The following is a 20,557-nucleotide window of genomic DNA, read 5'->3' on the forward strand; positions in this document are numbered from 1 at the left end:
ATCGTGAAGATCAAAAAGATCGTTATTTATGGCTTCGGCAAGCATGAGAATAAAACGATAGACTTTGATGACGGGGTCAATGTGATCTATGGACAAAATGAAGCCGGCAAGACGACAATCCAGCAATTTATCGTTCAGACGCTTTTCGGCTATCCGCAAAAAAATAGTGCACAGCTACGATATGAGCCGAAATCCGGTGGGAAATATGGGGACAAGTCCATTTACATGACGAGGTTTACGGTGATTGCATCATTGAACGGGTTCGTGGGAAATCATCCGGAGATGTGACGGTGATTTTCGAAGATGGATCACAGGGCGGAGAAGAAGCGTTGCAGAACTTGCTCAGGCAGTATGACCGTGCTTCATTTGAATCGGTATTCTCATTCTCTCTTCTACAACTACAAGGATTTGAACGGATGGACGAGATCGAGTTAAGCCGTACGCTATTGGCTTCCGGAACAACCGGAATCGATTCACTGTTAAGTGTGGAAAGAAAGTTGGAAAAGGAAATCGGTGATTTATTCAAAAAGACTGGACGAAATCCGGAGATGAACGTACGGCTTCAAGAATTAAAGGATTTGGAAGCTGATTTAAAAAAGGAACAGGAAAGTGTATCTGACTACTCACCTAAAGTAAAGAGGATTCGCGAAATTGAGCATGAATGGACGGATGCTAAAGAGGCATATGATAGAGTTCGTGAACAGAAACAGTTGCTTGGTCTCCAACTGCAGTTATTACCTTTACACGAACAAAAACAGACACTTTTAACCAAGCTGGATCGTCTGGGGGAAGTTGTTTTTCCGGCAGATGGAATTAGACGTTTTGAAACGGTCAAAAGTAAGTTGACTGAAATGGAAGCGAAGATGCGGGGACTTAATGATGAAATCGAGGGTTTGAATAAACAATTGTTAGATCGTCCGGACAATCAAACAGTCATGACTATCGATGGATTACTCAACAGGGAACCCGAGTGGCATAAATGGCGCACTGAGTTAGGCACGATCCGTGAGCAAATAAGGCATTTAAAGGAAAAGAGGCTTCAGTTGCTCGACCGCCTTGGTCTGGATACGGATGATTTAATCCTTGAAGCAGATGTATCCATCCATCAGGAAGAAAGTTTATACGATCAGCTGCAAACAATTGCGGAGTTTGATAGGCAGCTTGGCTATATCGACCGACAGCTTACCCAACTGGAGAATGCCCTTGGTGAAGTGAGAAACGATCAGCTTGCCTTAAAGAAAAATCCCCCGTCTGATGAAGAACAGAAACGGGTGGATGAATGGCCATCGATCGAAAGTCGCCTATCTGAAGCAAAAGCCTATCTTCAATTCAGCCAATCTAAGAGCACGAGCGGGAACTCCCTTCCTTTCCTATTAATGTTCATCGTTGCGATTTTGGCAATTGGGTTCGGTCTAATGGATAAGCAATGGTTGTTTGTTATTATTGGCATCTGTATCGCAGGAGCGGCTGTTATTTTAGGATTTGGGAATAAAAAGCAACCCGATGATTCGAAAACGGTAGAAATGCAAAAGTTTGTTGACACGTATTCAGCCTACGAGAATCAAATGAGGGGACTAACTGAAAAAATTGCTGCCTACCGTCAGAGGGATAGTCAATTAACCGAAACCGCTCGTACTTATGAGCGGCAGATGAGTGGAATTGAAACTGAATTTGAAAATCTTTCACGTAAGAAGGAGAATCTTGAGGAAGCTTTAAGTGGATTTTTCATTGCGTATGGCATGCGTAAGATTCCGAATTCGGGTATTCTTCATGAATTCTTCGGGATGGCTCGGATGATACAAGAAATTAATCGGGAATCCTTTGAACTGAATGATAAACACGGTCAATTGATAGATCAAATCCAGGAAAGACGGGAACAAATTGAATCCATTATTGGATTGGAAGTACCTGAAGATACTCTTTATGACAAGTTAAGAAGTGAGTTCATTCGAAGAAAATCTGATATGCAAACCTTCACGACAATATCTAAGCGATTGGAAATAGTACTTACAGAACGAAATGATCTAAATGCAATCATTGAGTCATTGCAAGAACAACGAAATCATTTATTCAAAGAAGCTTGTGTTGATACGGAAGAGCAATATTATCAGGCGTACACTGACTTTGAGGAGAAGGCCCGGTTAGGTAAGCAATTAGAAGACACGGATTCCCAATTAGGAGTTCATGAAGAACGAGTGGGAGATTATGACCTATCCGAGGAAGAGCTGAAGATGAAGATCAGGGACGCGGAAAAAGAACTTTTTGAATTAGAAGCCCGACTGGATCAGTTCGTGCAGGAAAAGACGACATTGAAAATCGAGACGGAAAAATTGTTGACGGATGATGCTTACCAGCAAAAACAGCAGGTCTTCGAATTGAAGAAAGCTGAGTTCGCCGAGCTTGCGAAAAAATGGGCTGTTCGTCAAACGGCCGTGACGGCTATAAAAGGCATGATGAAAGATCTGAAGGATAAAAAACTTCCTAAAGTATTGTCAGGGGCCGAAAGCCTTTTCCGTGAACTGACCGGGGAGGAATATGTTTCCCTTACCATACTGGAGAATGGCCTTTTCCAGGCGGTATCACGGGATGGAATGCGATACCCGATTATCGAGCTTAGCCAGGCGACAAAGGAACAGGCATATATCTCGTTAAGGCTATCGTTGGCGGTGGAAATGGAAAGGACAGCACCATTTCCAATCATTATGGATGACCCATTTGTCCACTTTGACGAATTAAGACTTTCCCGCATGAAAAAAATTGTGGAGCAGTTAAGCATAAAGCATCAGTTCATCTACTTCACTTGTCATGATAAGATAGTAGAAGAATGGACAAACGATAAAGTTATTACCGTTTCCAATATCGGAAGCGTCAAGGGGGCGATCATAAAATGAAAAAAATCATGGAACACCAAGTCGGCGAGACTGTCGATATTTTTTTACTCATTAAACAATCGACGAAAGGAATCACACAACAGGGCAGTCCTTTCATGACCCTCATTTTACAAGATAAGAGCGGTGATATAGAAGCGAAGCTTTGGGATACTGGCGATGATCATGAGAAATTATATGCAGCTGCGACAATCGTGAAAATTGGCGGAGAAGTCCATGAGTACCGGGGCAAAAACCAACTTCGTATTAAAAGCATCCGCCCGGTAAAAGAAGATGAAGGCGTGTCAATATCCGACTTAGTCCCTTCAGCTGCAAAAAGCAAGGAAGCCCTTTATGAGGAACTAATGCAGTATTTCTTTGAGATGAAAAATCCGCAAATTCAACGGATTACCAGACATTTATTGAAAAAACATCAATCCGATTTTCTTGTGTATCCGGCAGCGACAAGAAATCATCATGATTACGTATCCGGGTTATTGGATCATGTCGTGTCGATGTTGAAGCTTGGAAAGGCAATTGCCGAATTGTATCCTACCTTGAATAAAGACCTTCTTTACGCAGGTATCATTTTGCATGATATTGGTAAAGTGATTGAGCTTTCAGGACCAATCGGAACACAATATACAGTCGAAGGAAATTTGCTTGGTCACATCACCATTATGGTCAATGAAATCTCAAAAGCGGCCGAAGAATTGGAAATAATCGGTGAAGAAGTAATGCTACTTCAACATATGGTCCTCTCCCATCACGGTAAAGAGGAGTGGGGAAGCCCGAAACGTCCAATGCTTATGGAGGCGGAAGTGCTCCATTATATCGATAATATCGATGCGAAAATGAATATGCTCAATCGAGTGATGTCAAAAACCGCAAATGGCGAATTTACGGAGCGAGTTTTCGCGCTCGATAATCGATCATTTTATAAGCCAAACTTAGACTGATACCCGAAGTTAGACACTAAAAAAGAGCTCCAGAAAGTCAAAGACTTATCTGGAGCTCTTTTACTATTATTTATTTTCTTTGTTCGGCAAGTACATATCAAGTACATGTTTGAACTCGTCAGCTTTAATGTCGATATCTGCAGCTTTGATCAATTCTTCAAGTTTTGCTTCGAATTGAGCACCTTTTTGAAGATTTTCAAGTTCTGCTTTTATTTCTTCTTCAGTTTTGTCGGTTTCAGCAGGACGTGTTTCAAGCAATTCGATAATGTGGTAACCATAGCTTGTCTTCACAGGCTCACTGATTTCTCCAACTTTAAGAGCGTATGTCGCATCTTCAAATTCTTGAAGCATCTTACCTGGGCCGAACCAACCTAAATCGCCACCTGTTTGTTGAGCAATTGGTTCAGTTGAAAATTCCTTCGCTAACGCTTCGAAATCTCCGCCTTCATTTAACTTTTTGATGATTTCTTGGGCTTTCTTTTCATCTTCCACAAGAATATGGCGGGCGTGGACTTCAGTTTTTGCGCGTTCCAAGCCTTTTGCAAGTTCTTCTTCATCTACTGTCAACGACTCAATCAATTTACCTTGAAGCATTTCAGCCTTCACTTGGTTTTCGAAGAATCTTTCATTGATACCTTTTGATTGAAGGAATAATTCGAAGTTTTCGCCGTATCCTTCTTTTTGTTTTTTGATTTCATCTTTCAATTCCTTGTCGGAAATTTTATATTCATTCTCCAAAGCTTGCTGAAGCAGAAGGTTTTCGAATACTGTTGCGCCAATCGCACCCTTCATTTCTTCATAGAGGTCCTCTTTAGTGATTGTCCCGGACTTTGTTGTTGCGAAAACCTCATCATCAGTTGCTTTTTCGTTGTTACATGCAGCGAGGGCTAAAACCGAAGCCGCCATCGTCATTGCAAGGACTGTTTTTTTCATATCTATTCTCTCCTAACTTTTGTGTACGACAGTTGATACTATATCATATAAACAACATGAAGATAAAACAAAATGGTTCTTTCCGGTTTGCCTATAACGCGAAATCTGCTCAGCATAGGATACATATAGAGAGGAGGTGCTCGAATGAGTGGATTCAGCCATGGGCAAGGAGCTTCCGGGTTTGCGTTAATCGTAGTATTGTTTATTTTGTTGATTATTGTAGGGGCTGCATTTTTGTACTAAGATGAAAAGTCCAACTTCCCAATAGGGGAGTTGGACTTTTATTATACTTTCAATAGAACCTCTAAATAGAACGACAGTATTAAAATAGTAACTAGGATGTTGACCGTTCGATATATTTTAGGTTGCTTTTCTTCTGGAATTTCTCTAGATTGGCATAATGCAAATGTCATTTTGTTTATTTGAAATAAGTAAAATAATGAAAATAGAACTGTAATGACAAGGATCAAATCCATTCCTCCTCTTCAACGCTTCTTTAATAATAGCAGACGCCAAACGAAAATGACATTATTTTTCATCGACAGCTTGTAATTCTGGCTCCCTCTTTGTTACAGAAATTAATTCTCCATCTGTTTCGTCAAAAGCACTGTCGATTCGCTTAAATCCTTGTTCGAAGATTTCCATGAAATCTTCACCGTAAATATTCCGTATAACCGACATCACTTCTAAAAATTCAGGGAATTTACCGTATATACTTTTAATAGGGAGTGAACCTTCAAGAATTCCATGATTGGAATCATAGTAGTTTTCATTCATTTCTTGAAGGACCACTTCACCTTCTTCTGTGACAGCGATGTATGTATTCCGACGATCGTCTTCTTTTTTAAAGAATTCGAGGTAACCCCGTTCTTCCAGTTTCTTTGAGAAGTTAAACGCAGTGGATACGTGCATGACACCAAATTTAGCGACGTCTGAAATTGTAGCCCCTTGGAGGTGGTAAGCGATCCAAAGGATATGGTGTTCATTAATATTCAAGTCATAAGGTTTTATCCATTGTTGCCAGTCTTTTTCGACGGCCTTCCATAAGGCCTTTGACATTTGGGCAACACGCTGACTATAAATCATCGCCTCTTTTTGCGAAAACTTTTGTTCAGACATAAAATACCTCCAAGATTAAATAGTGTGTTTATTTTCATTATAGCAGGAAAACTTCAAATAAAAAAGTTGGAATTGCAAAAATACTTATTTGTGAGAAATAAATGTTGCTTTTCGTTACAAGCTAAACAAAAAAAGTTATCCGATAGTGAGATCGGATAACTTTTTTGCTTATTTCTGGTGGTTTGAAATTGTTTGTTCCAGTTCTTCGAGAGAGGACTGGATCGCTTGTATTTTCTTTTCAAGTCGCTGTTTGTTTGATTCAGTGGAATGTTGCCATTGTTCAATTGATCCTTTGATATCCTGAACTGTTTCAGGCACCAATTCTTTTGCTTCCTTCGTCATATGCGAGATGGAAGTCTTTAACTCGGAAATTTTGACTTTAACGTCATTCAATTTATGCTTCATGTCAGTTGAAGCGCTTTTAACGGACGAGCGTATTTCGCTTCCCGTCTGTGGAGTGGAAAATAACACAGTGACAGCAGCCGTCACTGAACCTGCAAGTAATCCTACTAAAAATGTAGATGTTTTCATGGATTACACTCCTTTCAATAAATAGTATTCCTTCTATACTATAATTAAAACATGGTAAGAAGTTTCCGGCAAATAAAAAAAGTACAATCTAATACACCGTTGATTTGCGCTACAGGCGGACGCTTTCCGCGGGGCGCGGGTGAGCCTCCTCGTCGCTTCGCTTCTGCGGGGTCTCACCATTCGCGCTAACCCCCGCAGGAGTCGCCTCCTTCCGCTACAATCAACTGATATCTGCTTTTTACATGGATACCTCGGTACACCAGGAGAAATCGGTAAAAAGCATAACATATGGTGACGCAATCCAGACTTGAATCGATGTCCCATTTTGTTGTTGTATCATCGTTTAAGTCAATTAACGATATTAAATCGCACTATAATTGCATTGTTACAATGTTTACTAATTGGTTAGTGGAATGGCTTCCTTGAATGTAATTCTGGATTAATTGGAAATGTCGGAAGATACAATGAGTTTTGTGCTAAAATAGATTTACAAGAAGATGTCTTTCAGCAATCGGGCCATTATGTGGCATAGAGTTATAATAATAAAGTGATGCAATGCGACTATATGAATGACTATTATCAAGGAGAACTGATTCAAAATCAATTGGAGCATTAAGTTTTAGGATTTCAATGTTGTATTAAAATTTATTTGCCAATTCCACTTTTCAAAAGTTGAATTATTTACATTAAACATCCTTGGCTATGTTTGGAAGGAGATATTTCTTTGGTGGAGTTAAGAACGATTAATAGTGACAATTATGAGGAATGTTTAAACTTGCAAACAACTGATACCAATGTGGACTTTGTAGACCCTGTAGCGTGGTCTTTAGCAGAAGCGTGGGTGCTTTATGATGATTCACGTCCTTTTGCAATTTATGCCGATAATGTGATGGTGGGCTATGTTTTAATGTATATTGGCGAAAATAATCCCCAAATCATAAATTTTATGATAGACAGCCGTTTTCAAAAAAGAGGTTATGGATCAGCAGCAGCTAGGCTTTGTGTTGAATATTTGTGTAAAGAATACAGTGCAAGTAGAATTTCCATACCAGTTAATTTAGAAAATATAACCGCACAGAAATTTTGGAGTAACATAGGCTTTGAAATAACAGACGATATGGAGAATGGTTATCTTTATATGCGGTTGTACATACCAGAAAAATATGTCTGAGCATATGAAGATGGAACCCATTTCCATAATCGGGCGCATTAATGTATAACTGCTGCACTGCAAATTAACATCCTTCGAATAATAACATTTTGTTTTCAAAAGGAGTATCACATGGAAAAACTATTAAAGTTTATAATCGCCATTTCATTATTAATTCTTGCACTTAATAGTTTCCGTATTGTTAGCTACCTTCGTAACCTAACGGAATTAATGGGAGCATTAATAAACGCTACAAATTAGAAGCGATTAATTGTCCTGCAAACGGGCGCAGTTACGGCAAGGACTGCACTTTAAACGGGTTGGAATTATCTTAGGCATAGTAGTAATTGTTGTGGTAGTTTTTATATTAGTAAATAAATTATATTATCCTTCATTGCCGATAGATAATTTATCAGCAAAAGAAGCAATTGAAAAACTAAAAAGCTCAGATGGGAAGATAGTAGAGATTGCAACAGAAGATGATTACATCTGGTATATTACAGGAACTGAAAATGAAGGTATTTTGATAGCAGATGATAATATTATTGGAAAGACAAGTGTGCAATTGTACAGACACAGAAAGGATTTAATCTTCGTATCACTAATTTCAATCAAGGGAATATATTTAATGATTTATTTGATTTTGCTACTGCCAATGAAATACCGATTTCCAAAACAAAGGATTACCTAATTTTAGAGAAACCGCAATGAATGCAATAAGCAGGAAGTGAACTTAATGGTGTTTTATGGTGTTAATGCCATTCCAGAAAAGAGAGTGCGATAGTTGAACAACTAACACAAAATTTCATTAGGAAATTTTGTAATTAAAAAACCACACAGGCATAATAATCTGTGCGGTTTTTCTTGCTTTTTTATTGTTAATCTATGTTTAAAATATATGCTGAAACGGTTGTTATTTTACTTGCTATTAGTTTTTTTCTTCCCACCAACCGAACCCGTTAAAGAAAAACCTTTGCCTGGATTCTTATAGTTACCTTTATTTCAATTGGATAATGCTGTTTTGAAGGATGTGCGCTTAAGCAATCCTTTGATGATTGGATAAATGATGAAAAATACAATACCATTCATTGCGACTGTAGGTAAAACGACAGTAACGAATAGGAGTCCGAAAGGTACAGTTGCTCCCATCACATAGATTGCAACTAATAGGAAGATACTTCCGGAAAGTATTGTTCCGGCGCAGGTGATGGCTGTTGATACGGCCAAATGGTTTACAGTTTTCTTTAGCAATAGAATTACGGCGTAAACGACAAATGCTGTAATCGGCTTATCGATAATATTCGGGATGAATCCACCAGGGAAACTTGTAAATATCCCAGAAAGGACCCCAGTTGTAGCCCCAAGTAAAAAGACGCTTCGGACATCCGGGAATAGTAAAATCCCGATGATCATCATCGTCAACATAAAGTCAGGCTTCATGCCCTCGCCGTATCCTGGTATGACCAAGTACAAAGCGGCACCGACGGCTACTAATAATGCCATCAGCGTAAGTTGTTTCGTATTCATTTCTCATCTCTCCTCAACTCAACTATTATTTTGGGGTTTTCCTGACGTATCCTCGTGATCGGCAGCGAAAACTTATCTGTAATTGTACGCTTATTTTTCTAACTAATCAATGGATAGTTTATTCCTGCCCAAATCGATTACGGATTTGTACTGCGATTTCTTTGATCCTATCTTGTGTGAACTCTTCCACTTTAGGATTCCAGTTGGAACTATAGCCGTCCGTCTCGTCAAAACGCGGGATGAAGTGAAGATGGAAATGAAAGACAGATTGATCTGCATGAGAGCCATTGTTTTGCAGTAGGTTCATGCCGGCAGGGTTGAATTCTTCCTTTAGGATATTTGCGATTTTTGGTGCGACTGCAAATAAGTTGGATGCTTCTTCTTCTGTCATATCATAAATGTTTTCCCGATGGTTTTTAGGAATCAATAAAACATGCCCTTTCGTTACAGGCATGATATTCATAAATGCAACGACATGCTCGTCCTCATAAATCTTTTCACTTGGTAAAGAACCTTCTACAATTTTACAAAAAACACATGATGTCATTTTTTATTTCATCCTTTCTGTTTGTGATCGCTAAATACATATTCATGATTGCCCATAGTGTAGCATATTTTCTGTTAATACGTGAAAGATGGACAAAGCATTCCTGGGCAATGTTTGGTAAAATACATATAAGAATGGAGGATGGCTATGACAATTCTTGAAGTGAAAGATGTGACAGGCGGATATACACGAAAGCCAGTTTTACATGATTTGTCATTCGAAATTGGTGAGGGCGAATTGGTCGGATTAATTGGTTTGAATGGGGCTGGGAAAAGTACAACCATTAAACATATTATCGGACTCATGAATCCTCATAATGGCGAAATAATCGTGGACGGTGTCACATTTGAAGAAGATCCCGAAGCATATCGAAAGGCGTTCACATATATACCGGAAACACCGATTTTGTATGAAGAACTTACGTTGAAAGAACATCTTGAGCTGACAGCGATGGCATATGGTCTTGATAGGGAAGTGTTTGAAGCCCGTTCGGAGATGCTACTGAAAGAATTCATGATGGAGAAGCGTTTAAATTGGTTCCCCGCGCATTTCTCGAAAGGGATGCGTCAAAAAGTAATGATCATGTGTGCTTTTCTTGTGGAGCCTTCACTGTACATTATCGATGAACCGTTTGTCGGTCTTGATCCGATAGGAATCCGTTCATTGTTAGAACAGATATCGGAGCGTAAAGCGAATGGCGCATCCGTTTTAATGTCAACGCATGTTCTGTCCACTGCGGAAAAATATTGTGATCGGATAATCGTCCTTCATGAAGGGCGGGTCAGGGCACATGGAACGATGGATGATTTAAGGAAAGCTTTTAACCGTCCAAAAGCCTCATTGGATGAACTTTATATATCCATGACAGAGGATCAAGACAATGAATAGTTTGCGTGAAATATGGGCAAAACGATTTGTCCATTATATGACCGAACTGCAAAAATACATGAAATTCGTGTTTACTGGCCATCTGGCGATTGTACTTCTGTTCACGATAGGGGCGGGGGGCTATGCATATAGCGAATGGTTGAAGGAAGTGCCAACGAACTTTCCATCCGCGATCATCGCCTCTGTCCTTATAGGATTGGCACTTGTTTTCGGGGCTCCCGTAACATTGCTTAAGCCGGCTGATAGTGTCTTTTTCCTTCCAATGGAAAAGAAGCTTGAAGACTATTTAAATAGATCATTACGGTACTCATTGTTATCACAATTGCCGATTCCCTTTATCCTATTGATTGTCATGATGCCGTTATTGGCGGCGACGAATGTCGCGGGGAAGCCACAGTTCCTGCTTACTGCCATTATTATCTTACTTGTTAAATGGATTTATGTTGAAACGGAGTACCATTATCGACGTGCAAATGACGGCGAAGGAATCTTGATAGATCGACTTGTTCGGTTTATCCTCTCAGCCTCGCTCATCTATGTGATGCTTGCAGGGTATCCGCTGTTTATCCCAGTGATTGGTTTGATCATTGCTTTATATTATTTGAACTATAAGAAAAAAAGCGCGGCCAAACCATTTCCATACCAGCATTTCATCACACTTGAACAAAATCGGATGATGCGTTTCTATCGTTTCGCCAACTATTTCACGGATGTGCCCCATTTGAAAGGCTCAATCAGTCGACGTGCTTGGCTTGGTTTTCTTATGCGTCCTGGGAAGTTTGGACAGACTTCACCGCAGCGCTATCTGTTGCAGAGGACACTTATCCGGACAGACGATACGTTTTGGCTATGGGTAAGATTGACGGGACTTTCCATTCTTGGAGTCGTCCTAATTCCGTTCACGATTGTGGTCTACATCTTTATCGGTGCTTTGGCTTTCGCCTCATCGATCCAGCTTGTTCACGCCTTACGTGCTGGAAATGACTTCCGAATGGATATGCTTTTCCCGGAAGCAACAAACACTCGGACACCCGCAATCCGCAAAACGGTAAGCTCGATTCAATTATTACAGGCACTATTTATCCTTATCACAGGATTTCTTGTTGGAGGCATTTCTGTGACGCCTATCATTATGGCAATCATTGTTGTACTCGTCTCTACTGCAACAATTCGTTTTTCAAATGAAAAAAATACGGACTGATGATCTAATCCTTCAAGAAAAAATAAAATAGAATATTCTCAAAAACCTTGCAACTGGACCTGTGAATTAGGTATAATAAAAAAAAGGCATCAGGGGTGAGGGAAATAGAAAATAATTATTCATATGCCGAGTTCTTAAAAGCCGTGGGAAAAAATAGTTCTTCTGCACAAGCGGAGCGATTATTAAATGATATTTATATGGATCTTTTCCTGAGCCATATCCACCGGGAGCAAACAAAAAAACGTCTCTGGGAATTGATCGATATCGCGCTCGACGAGAAGACGAGTCGACTTTCAACAGACTGACTGATGAATTGATGAAAGTCGAAGATAATTAACTATAGTTTTGCGGGTCTGCCTGAAGTCGTACATCGACTACCGGCAGGCCCGCTTTTTGTTTGCGGTGATTTTCTAAGAATGGCTGCGACTTCCCGTAGAAGTGCTTCGACTTCCCATAGAAGTGTGTCGACTTCCCGTAGAAGTGCTTCGACTTCCCGTAGAAGTGCTTCGACTTCCCGTAGAAGTGCTGCGACTTCCCGTAGAAGTGCTTCGACTTCCCATAGAAGTGTGGTGACTTCCCGTAGAAGTGCTTCGACTTCCCGTAGAAGTGCTTCGACTTCCCGTAGAAGTGCTTCAACTTCCCATAGAAGTGCTTCGACTTCCCATAGAAGTACTTCGACTTCCCATAGAAGTACCATGACTTCCCATAGACTGCCATCGACTTCCCATAGCCCCCTTTAATATATTTAAAACACACGTTCCCTTTTTCTTTTAGTCTGACTTCATTCTATGTTAAGATGAAAGTAATTCAATTTTGGGGAGGACTTGCTATGGTCCAAAAATTCCATTTACACGCTCCTTACGTCCCTTTAGGCGACCAACCTGCTGCTATTACAAAGCTTGTCGGAGGCATAAATGAAGGGAAAAAGCATCAAACTCTTTTAGGGGCAACAGGGACAGGAAAAACATTCACAGTTTCAAACGTTGTAACGGAAGTCAATAAACCGACACTTGTGATTGCACATAATAAAACACTTGCTGGGCAGCTTTACAGCGAATTCAAGGAATTCTTTCCGAACAATGCGGTGGAGTATTTTGTAAGCTTCTACGACTTTTATCAGCCGGAAGCATACGTACCGCACACGGATACTTATATAGAAAAAGACGCAACCATCAACGATGAGATCGACAAGCTTCGACACTCGGCCACATCAGCCCTGTTCGAACGCAATGATGTGCTAATTGTCGCATCCGTTTCCTGCATTTACGGGCTCGGATCGCCGGAGGAATATGGAAAGCATGTTGTCTCCCTTCGGACAGGCATGGAAATTGGAAGAAACGAATTGCTAAGGCGATTTGTCGACATCCAATACTCCAGGAATGACATCAATTTCACCCGTGGAACATTCCGCGTAAGGGGAGACGTTGTCGAAATTTTCCCGGCGTCCCAAGACGAACATTGTATTCGTATCGAATTTTTCGGAGATGAAATCGACCGAATCCGTGAAGTCGATGCGTTGACCGGAGAAATTTTAGGCGACCGGGAACATGTGCCATTTTCCCGGCATCCCACTTTGTTACCGGCGAAGAAAAAATGGTGAAGGCCATCGCGAATATCGAAACGGAACTGGATGAACGCCTTACATTGTTGAGAAAAGAAGACAAACTGCTTGAAGCGCAACGACTTGAACAAAGAACACGCTATGACCTCGAAATGATGAGAGAAATGGGATTCTGTTCAGGAATTGAAAACTATTCAAGGCATCTGACCCTACGACCTGCTGGGCGACACCTTATACACTTTTGGATTATTTTCCAGACGATTTCCTAATTGTCATCGATGAAAGTCACGTCACTTTACCCCAAATCCGGGAATGTACAATGGCGACCAAGCGCGTAAGCAAGTATTGGTCGACCACGGATTCCGCCTACCTTCAGCATTAGACAATAGACCGCTTATGTTCCAAGAATTCGAGAACTATGTACATCAAGCAATATACGTTTCTGCAACTCCAGGCCCTTATGAAATCGAGCATACGCCCGAAATGGTGGAACAGATTATCAGGCCAACAGGATTGCTTGACCCAATAATCGAAGTGCGTCCTATCGAAGGGCAAATCGATGATCTAATCGATGAAATAAATGAGCGTACAAAGCGGAATGAACGGGTATTGATAACAACACTAACGAAAAAAATGTCAGAAGATCTTACGGATTACTTGAAAGATATCGGCATTAAAGTCCAATACTTGCATTCAGATGTGAAAACGCTTGAAAGGATTGAAATCATCCGGGAGTTACGATTAGGCACTTACGATGTATTAATAGGTATCAACCTCTTAAGGGAAGGGCTTGATATTCCGGAAGTTTCCCTTGTCACCATTTTGGATGCAGATAAGGAAGGATTCCTAAGGTCCGAGCGTGCACTCATCCAGACAATCGGACGAGCAGCACGGAACTCCGAGGGCCGGGTAATTATATGTATGCGGACCGCTTTACGGATTCGATGAAAAAGGCAATCGATGAAACAGAAAGACGGCGAGAAATCCAAAAGGCTTACAATGAAAAGCATGGCATCACACCGACGACAATTAAAAAAGAAATTCGTGATGTCATCAGGGCGACCCAAGTTGCTGAGGATAATACGACAGCTCTCGAAAAAGTAACGCAAGGCAGGAAGTTAACGAAGGAAGATAAGGCGAAACTTCTTGTGACACTTGAAAAAGAAATGAAGGAAGCAGCAAAGGCGCTTGATTTCGAAAGGGCGGCTGAGCTTCGCGATAGTATATTAGAATTGAAGGCTGAGGGGTGAAGACGCGATGAAAAATAAAGAGATCGTCATTCAAGGGGCAAGAGCCCATAATCTGAAAAACATTAACATCAATATTCCACGTGATCAAATGGTCGTAATAACTGGATTGTCCGGATCAGGAAAATCATCACTCGCATTTGACACGATTTACGCTGAAGGACAAAGACGATACGTCGAATCCCTTTCGGCGTATGCCCGTCAGTTTTTAGGCCAGATGGATAAACCCGACGTGGATGTCATAGAAGGACTGTCGCCGGCGATTTCCATTGACCAGAAAACAACGAGCCGTAATCCCCGTTCGACGGTCGGAACGGTAACGGAAATATACGATTATTTACGGTTGCTTTATGCACGGGTCGGCAAGCCGATCTGTCCGAATCATGGTATCGAGATCACCTCGCAGACAATTGAGCAGATGGTCGACCGAATCATGCAGCTGCCTGAGCGTTCAAGACTGCAAATTCTTGCACCAGTCGTTTCGGGTAGAAAGGGAACCCATGCAAAATTGATCGAAGACATTAAAAAGCAAGGATATGTCAGGATTCGAGTGAATGGGGACGTAATGGATCTCGACGATAATATTGAGCTGAACAAAAATAAAAAACATACTATTGAAGTCGTAATCGACCGGATTGTTGTTAAAGAGGGAATCGAAGCCCGCTTAAGTGATTCTTTGGAGTCCGCCCTACGCCTAGCTGAAGGAACAGTTTTAGTCGACGTAATCGACGTTGAAGAATTGCTGTTTAGTGAGCATCATGCTTGTCCGCTTTGTGGTTTTTCCATAGGTGAATTAGAGCCAAGGATGTTTTCATTCAACAGTCCGTTCGGAGCTTGCGGCGAGTGTGATGGTTTAGGGACTAAATTAGAGGTTGACCCGGAGTTGGTCATCCCGGACGCTACTCTTTCATTGAATGAAGACGCAATTGCACCATGGGTACCGACAAGTTCACAATATTATCCTGAACTATTGAAGACTATCTGCCATCACTTTAAAATTCCGATGGATGTACCGGTACAGGATCTTTCGGATGAGGATCTGAATATTATTCTTTACGGTTCGAAGGATCAGATGGTCAAATTCCAATATACGAATGAATTCGGGAATACGCGTGTCAATAATATTTACTTCGAAGGCGTCTTAGCCAACGTTGAACGTAGATTTAAGGAAACATCTTCTGATTATATTAGAGAGCAAATGGAGAAATATATGGCGAGCCGTGCTTGCCCGACTTGTAAGGGTTATCGATTGAAAGAGGAAACGTTGGCAGTCAAAGTGAATGGATCACATATCGGAAAAGTAACCGAATTATCCATTACTGAAGCCGACCAATTCTTCAAAACCCTCGTTCTATCCGAGAAAGATGCCCAAATTGCAAACTTAATCCTTCGTGAAATCGAAGAAAGACTTGGTTTCCTCGTCAATGTTGGTCTTGATTATTTGTCATTATCAAGGGCTGCAGGGACATTATCGGGCGGTGAGGCACAGCGAATCAGGCTTGCAACGCAGATCGGATCCAGATTGACAGGGGTCCTATACATCTTGGATGAGCCTTCTATTGGGCTTCATCAAAGGGATAATGACCGTCTGATCGAGACGCTGCAAAGCATGCGCGATATCGGAAATACGCTCATAGTTGTCGAACATGATGAAGATACGATGATTGCAGCGGATTACTTGATCGATATCGGTCCGGGTGCTGGTCAAGAGGGCGGTCAAATCGTTTCGGCAGGCACGCCTGAAGAAGTGATGAATGACCCTAAATCTTTAACTGGTCAATACTTAAGTGGTAAGAAATTCATTCCACTGCCGATGGAGAGACGTAAATCGGACGGCCGGGTTGTTTCGATTAAAGGTGCATCCGAAAACAACTTGAAAAATGTCAACGCGGATTTCCCGTTAGGACAGTTCATCGCAGTTACTGGTGTCTCGGGTTCAGGAAAAAGTACGCTTATAAACGAAGTATTGCATAAAGTGCTTGCTCAAAAGTTGAATCGCTCGAAACAAAAGCCGGGCCGTTTTACATCCATCTCCGGAATTGAGGAACTGGAAAAAGTGATCGAAATCGACCAGTCCCCTATAGGAAGGACACCAAGGTCGAATCCGGCAACGTATACCGGGTTATTCGACGATGTACGTGATGTGTTCGCAATGACAAACGAAGCAAAAGTTCGAGGATACAAAAAAGGTCGATTCAGTTTTAATGTGAAAGGCGGACGTTGTGAAGCATGCCGTGGCGACGGCATTATCAAAATCGAAATGCATTTTCTCCCAGACGTCTATGTGCCTTGTGAAGTTTGTCACGGAAAGCGATACAATCGGGAAACACTTGAAGTGACGTATAAAGGGAAGAATATTGCGGATGTCCTTGCGATGACTGTCGAGGATGCATTGATCTTCTTCGAAAATATTCCTAAGATCAGCAGGAAACTGCAAACGATTGCCGATGTCGGTCTCGGTTATGTCCAACTTGGCCAGCCGGCTACAACGTTATCGGGCGGTGAAGCGCAGCGGGTCAAGTTAGCGTCCGAATTGCATAAGCGTTCAAACGGCAAATCGTTTTATATATTGGACGAGCCAACGACAGGATTGCATGTCCATGACATTGAAAAACTCCTCCTTGTCCTACAACGTTTGGTGGATAGCGGCAATACAGTGCTTGTCATTGAACATAATCTTGATGTGATTAAAACAGTTGATCATATTATCGATTTAGGTCCTGAAGGCGGGGACAAAGGTGGTCAAATCATCGCGACAGGCACTCCTGAAGAAGTGGCTAAAGTTGCAAAATCATACACGGGCCACTATTTGAAACCAATCCTTGAAAGAGACCGTCAGAGAATGAAAGACAAAATCGAAAAGGTTGCACTCAAAAGATAGTGAAACCTTATGAATGATCATTCGTATATATACTATTGGAAAGTAAGAGTGAAATAAGGACTCTTGCTGAAGTTGAAATTACAAGGAGGCAGACAGATGCAAAACGAACGCAAACGTATCTTGACAATGCTGGAAAATGGTACAATTTCAATGGATGAAGCCTTAACTCTTCTGGAAGCGATGGAGAAAACAGCTAAAGATAATTACAACCAAGCGGACGAAGTAGTCTTTAATGAAAACAAATCCGACCAAGGCAATGATCAATCCTATTCAAAAAATAGGAAAGATCCTTCTATGGATGAATTCATCGAAGACATAAAGAAAGACTTTGTAACTGTCGGAGATCGTTTCATGCAATTCATGCAAACCGCGGTGGATAAAATGAAAGGCTTCGACTTCGACAAACCATTTGGTGGAAGCACTACATTCCATCATTCCATTGTAAAAGAAGCGGATGATTTAGAAGAAATCCTTATCGATGTCGACAACGGGAATATATCCGTTCATGCGACAGATGCAACCGAAATAAAAGCAGATTTCGTCGTGAAGGCATATGGTGGTAAGTCGGAAGAAGATTCGAGGAAGGAATTCCTTGATAAGTTGATCTTCTTGGTAGATGAAGGGAAGCTGCGTTTACTAAGTGATTTAAAATTAATCCAAGTGAATGTAGACCTTTTTATCCCAAAACAAGATTACAAAAAAATCTCTGCAAGACTTCTTAATGGCCATTTTTCGATGAATGATATAACTGTTGATAGATTTTACACGAAAACGGCAAACGGAAAAGTGGACCTTGAGCGCATTGACTTTAAAGAGGCGGAAATCGAGGCAGGTAACGGGTCAATTCGACTTAACGAAAAGTTCTGGGGAGCTACTTGAAGCGGAAACGATCAATGGCCGCGTATATTTATCCGGTCAGTTAAAAGATGTGGAAGCAAAATCTCTGAACGGCAATGTAATTGTCACGACAAATGACACTGCTGCACAAAGAATAGATGCAAAAACAGTAAGCGGAACAGTAGAGGTATACATTCCATCCGACATTCCGTTACACGGTGAAATCTCTACCAATATGGGACGTTTGGACCTTCAACTGAAAGATGTCACTAAATCAAGCGAACAAGAGCAGTTCCTCCAACGAAGCATCAGCTTCTCGAAAACAGGAGAGAACGGCGCAACGCCTCTATATATTCATGGTGAGGCTAAACAGGCTCCGTCATCGTTTGCTATACAGTAAAACATGATTAAATACCCCTTGGACTGTAGACAACCGAGAAATCGGAAGTCTACAGTTTTTTAATTGTATTTAGATATAGCTAAGTTGTGTTGATTGAAGTTCATGGTAAAATGGAACATAGGTTTAACGGTAAAGGAAAGGATGGGTGTAATTGTCTGTTGTAACAGTAAAAGATGTTCAAAACCAATTCGGACTCGAACTTCTTGCCGGCAAAGATGGTATCGAGCGAACGATCACAATGAGTGACATTTCACGCCCAGGACTTGAAATGGCAGGTTACTTTGATTTTTACACATCAACACGTGTTCAGTTGCTTGGAAAGACAGAAGTTTCCTTTTTCAATAAACTTGGTCCAGTAGAACGAATGGATCGCATGGATCGTCTTTGTACAGCTGAAACACCAGCTTTTATCATTGCACATAATATGCAATGTCCTGATGAGTTAAAAGAATTGGCAGATGTACGGAATATCGCCGTCCTTCAGACGGAACACCCAACAACAAGGTTTTCAAGCATGTTGACAAACTACCTGGAAGGGCAGTTAGCCCCGATGACAACCGTACATGGCGTGCTTGTCGACGTATATGGAATAGGCGTATTAATCACAGGGAAAAGTGGAGTAGGTAAAAGTGAAACTGCTTTGGAACTTGTGAAAAGGGGACATGGACTCGTCGCGGATGATGCTGTGGAAATCAGGCAAGTCGCCAAAAACGTTCTAATCGGTAACGCCCCGAAACTATTAAATCATATGCTTGAAATACGTGGGGTCGGGATCATTGATATGATGACACTTTTCGGTGCAAGTGCAGTGAAAGATGACAAGCGTGTCCTAATGGTCATTGATCTCGAAGTATGGGACCCAGACAAATTGTATGACCGCTTGGGGATTGATGAAGAAAAAGCGAAGATCATGGATTCCGATGTGACGAAACTTACAGTACCCGTAAGACCGGGACGAAATTTATCGGTTATTATTGAAGTAGCTGCAATGGATTATCGCATGAAAAGATTAGGCATTAATGCGGCAGAGACATTTTCGAGAAGACTCGATTTGGCTATCCAAAATAGCAATGAAAAGGGGATAGAATAAAAATATGTTCGATTTTCTAACGATTAACCCAACAGCCTTTGAAATAGGCCCCATCTCGGTCCGATGGTATGGGATTTTAATTACTACAGGAATTATCCTTGCATTCTTAGTCGTTCAAAAAGAAATGGTGAAAAGAGGAATGCATCCGGACTTTTTAACGGACCTGCTCATTTGGGCAGTACCAATTTCTATTATAAGTGCACGGATTTATTATGTTATTTTCTCATGGGATTCGTATAGGGATAACCCCGCCGATATCTTTAAAATTTGGGAAGGCGGCATTGCGATTCACGGTGCTTTGATTGGTGCCTTTTTAACAACATACTTTTTCACTAAGAAACGTGGCATTTCATTTTGGAAAGTTGTGGACATTGCAGTTCCGGGTATTCTGATCGGCCAAATCATTGGTAGATGGGGGAACTTTATCAACCAGGAAGCACATGGTGGTCCAGTTTCGGAGCAGTTCCTTGAAAACACATGGATTCCCAATTGGATTATGAATCAAATGACAATTGAAGGAGTTACATACCATCCGACATTCCTGTATGAATCCCTTTGGAATGTAGTCGGCCTAATTATTGTCTTGATCTTAAGAAGAGTGCGATTGAAGCGCGGAGAGATCTTCTTCTTTTATCTAATATGGTATTCAATTGGAAGGTACTTCATCGAAGGGATGAGAACAGACAGCTTGTATGGCGGCGATCTTCGTGCCGCACAAATCGTCTCGATTCTCGCAATCCTTTTTGGTGCCTCAATGTTCGTGTATAGAAGGTTCATCAAGAAAGTGAAAGTAAACTATCTAGATAAATAAAAGAGGGA

The 20,557-nt window shown here is 41.2% G+C and carries 21 protein-coding genes and 1 pseudogene; 15 read left to right on the forward strand and 7 right to left on the reverse strand.

Going from position 1 to position 20,557, the window contains the following annotated elements; translation table 11 throughout:
* Positions 1-3 precede the first annotated feature (3 nt).
* The 3 genes from QNH10_RS07840 to yhaM are packed head-to-tail and all read left to right on the forward strand — an operon-like array spanning position 4 to position 3,826.
* Positions 4-288: an ATP-binding protein gene (locus QNH10_RS07840; RefSeq protein WP_283734143.1), complete on the forward strand. Its 285-nt coding sequence runs from the start codon at positions 4-6 to the stop codon at positions 286-288.
* A 2-nt stretch (positions 289-290) separates the two neighbouring features.
* Positions 291-2,891 (forward strand): ATP-binding protein, encoded by a 2,601-nt coding sequence (locus tag QNH10_RS07845; protein WP_283734144.1) that lies wholly within the window; start codon positions 291-293, stop codon positions 2,889-2,891.
* On the forward strand, positions 2,888-3,826 hold the full coding sequence (gene yhaM, locus QNH10_RS07850; protein WP_283734145.1) for a 3'-5' exoribonuclease YhaM: 939 nt from the start codon (positions 2,888-2,890) through the stop codon (positions 3,824-3,826). The genes QNH10_RS07845 and yhaM overlap by 4 nt, the downstream gene beginning before the upstream one ends.
* A 66-nt stretch (positions 3,827-3,892) precedes the next feature.
* Here yhaM and QNH10_RS07855 read toward each other — a convergent pair whose 3' ends face one another.
* On the reverse strand, positions 3,893-4,759 hold the full coding sequence (locus QNH10_RS07855) for a peptidylprolyl isomerase (RefSeq protein WP_283734146.1): 867 nt from the start codon (positions 4,757-4,759) through the stop codon (positions 3,893-3,895).
* A 144-nt stretch (positions 4,760-4,903) separates the two neighbouring features.
* On the opposite strand from QNH10_RS07855, the gene QNH10_RS07860 reads away from it, so the two are divergent.
* Positions 4,904-5,002, forward strand: a complete 99-nt coding sequence (locus QNH10_RS07860; protein WP_283734147.1) for a YjcZ family sporulation protein — start codon at positions 4,904-4,906, stop codon at positions 5,000-5,002.
* Positions 5,003-5,043: 41 nt separating this feature from the next.
* On the opposite strand, the gene QNH10_RS07865 is transcribed toward QNH10_RS07860, so the two are convergent.
* The 3 genes from QNH10_RS07865 to QNH10_RS07875 all read right to left on the reverse strand — a co-directional run bounded on the left by QNH10_RS07865 (position 5,044) and on the right by QNH10_RS07875 (position 6,409).
* A complete protein-coding gene (locus QNH10_RS07865) occupies positions 5,044-5,235 on the reverse strand; it encodes a hypothetical protein (protein ID WP_381428048.1) in 192 nt (63 codons plus the stop codon).
* Positions 5,236-5,287: 52 nt separating this feature from the next.
* On the reverse strand, positions 5,288-5,878 hold the full coding sequence (locus QNH10_RS07870; RefSeq protein ID WP_283734148.1) for an HTH-type transcriptional regulator Hpr: 591 nt from the start codon (positions 5,876-5,878) through the stop codon (positions 5,288-5,290).
* A 168-nt stretch (positions 5,879-6,046) separates the two neighbouring features.
* Positions 6,047-6,409, reverse strand: a complete 363-nt coding sequence (locus tag QNH10_RS07875; RefSeq protein ID WP_283734149.1) for a YtxH domain-containing protein — start codon at positions 6,407-6,409, stop codon at positions 6,047-6,049.
* Positions 6,410-7,136: 727 nt separating this feature from the next.
* On the opposite strand from QNH10_RS07875, the gene QNH10_RS07880 reads away from it, so the two are divergent.
* Together QNH10_RS07880 and QNH10_RS07885 are read left to right on the forward strand one after the other, a co-directional pair.
* Positions 7,137-7,580, forward strand: coding sequence for a GNAT family N-acetyltransferase (locus QNH10_RS07880; protein ID WP_283734593.1), 444 nt, complete (start codon positions 7,137-7,139; stop codon positions 7,578-7,580).
* Positions 7,581-7,911: 331 nt separating this feature from the next.
* Positions 7,912-8,250 (forward strand): hypothetical protein, encoded by a 339-nt coding sequence (locus tag QNH10_RS07885; RefSeq protein WP_283734150.1) that lies wholly within the window; start codon positions 7,912-7,914, stop codon positions 8,248-8,250.
* Positions 8,251-8,561: 311 nt separating this feature from the next.
* Here QNH10_RS07885 and QNH10_RS07890 read toward each other — a convergent pair whose 3' ends face one another.
* The gene (locus tag QNH10_RS07890; RefSeq protein WP_283734151.1) at positions 8,562-9,086 is read right to left on the reverse strand and encodes a tryptophan transporter; all 525 of its coding nucleotides are present in this window, start codon (positions 9,084-9,086) and stop codon (positions 8,562-8,564) included.
* A gap of 118 nt (positions 9,087-9,204) precedes the next feature.
* Entirely contained in the window at positions 9,205-9,633 is a 429-nt protein-coding gene (locus QNH10_RS07895; protein WP_283734152.1) for an HIT family protein, read from the reverse strand.
* Between the two features lie 147 nt (positions 9,634-9,780).
* Between QNH10_RS07895 and QNH10_RS07900 the strand changes: the two genes are divergently transcribed.
* The 3 genes from QNH10_RS07900 to QNH10_RS07910 all read left to right on the forward strand — a co-directional run bounded on the left by QNH10_RS07900 (position 9,781) and on the right by QNH10_RS07910 (position 12,027).
* Positions 9,781-10,521 (forward strand): ABC transporter ATP-binding protein, encoded by a 741-nt coding sequence (locus QNH10_RS07900; protein ID WP_283734153.1) that lies wholly within the window; start codon positions 9,781-9,783, stop codon positions 10,519-10,521.
* Positions 10,514-11,722, forward strand: coding sequence for an ABC transporter permease (locus QNH10_RS07905; protein ID WP_283734154.1), 1,209 nt, complete (start codon positions 10,514-10,516; stop codon positions 11,720-11,722). The genes QNH10_RS07900 and QNH10_RS07905 overlap by 8 nt, the downstream gene beginning before the upstream one ends.
* Before the next feature lie 95 nt (positions 11,723-11,817).
* On the forward strand, positions 11,818-12,027 hold the full coding sequence (locus QNH10_RS07910) for an IDEAL domain protein (protein WP_283734155.1): 210 nt from the start codon (positions 11,818-11,820) through the stop codon (positions 12,025-12,027).
* Positions 12,028-12,059: 32 nt separating this feature from the next.
* On the opposite strand, the gene QNH10_RS07915 is transcribed toward QNH10_RS07910, so the two are convergent.
* The gene (locus QNH10_RS07915) at positions 12,060-12,419 is read right to left on the reverse strand and encodes a coiled-coil domain-containing protein (RefSeq protein ID WP_283734156.1); all 360 of its coding nucleotides are present in this window, start codon (positions 12,417-12,419) and stop codon (positions 12,060-12,062) included.
* Positions 12,420-12,551: 132 nt separating this feature from the next.
* Here QNH10_RS07915 and uvrB point away from each other — a divergent pair.
* The 6 genes and pseudogenes from uvrB (at position 12,552) to lgt (ending at position 20,549) form a co-directional block, all read left to right on the forward strand.
* A pseudogene (gene uvrB, locus QNH10_RS07920) lies at positions 12,552-14,533 on the forward strand (excinuclease ABC subunit UvrB).
* Positions 14,534-14,540: 7 nt separating this feature from the next.
* Positions 14,541-17,411, forward strand: coding sequence for an excinuclease ABC subunit UvrA (uvrA, locus tag QNH10_RS07925; RefSeq protein WP_283734157.1), 2,871 nt, complete (start codon positions 14,541-14,543; stop codon positions 17,409-17,411).
* A gap of 96 nt (positions 17,412-17,507) precedes the next feature.
* Entirely contained in the window at positions 17,508-18,290 is a 783-nt protein-coding gene (locus QNH10_RS07930) for an SHOCT-like domain-containing protein (RefSeq protein ID WP_283734158.1), read from the forward strand.
* Between the two features lie 49 nt (positions 18,291-18,339).
* Positions 18,340-18,648, forward strand: a complete 309-nt coding sequence (locus tag QNH10_RS07935) for a DUF4097 family beta strand repeat-containing protein (protein ID WP_283734159.1) — start codon at positions 18,340-18,342, stop codon at positions 18,646-18,648.
* A gap of 151 nt (positions 18,649-18,799) precedes the next feature.
* Entirely contained in the window at positions 18,800-19,738 is a 939-nt protein-coding gene (gene hprK, locus QNH10_RS07940) for an HPr(Ser) kinase/phosphatase (RefSeq protein ID WP_283734160.1), read from the forward strand.
* Positions 19,739-19,742: 4 nt separating this feature from the next.
* Positions 19,743-20,549: a prolipoprotein diacylglyceryl transferase gene (lgt, locus tag QNH10_RS07945; protein ID WP_283734161.1), complete on the forward strand. Its 807-nt coding sequence runs from the start codon at positions 19,743-19,745 to the stop codon at positions 20,547-20,549.
* Positions 20,550-20,557: the final 8 nt, after the last annotated feature.

The sequence above is a fragment of the Sporosarcina thermotolerans genome, from assembly GCF_030067815.1.
In the GTDB taxonomy this organism is placed as follows: domain Bacteria; phylum Bacillota; class Bacilli; order Bacillales_A; family Planococcaceae; genus Sporosarcina; species Sporosarcina thermotolerans.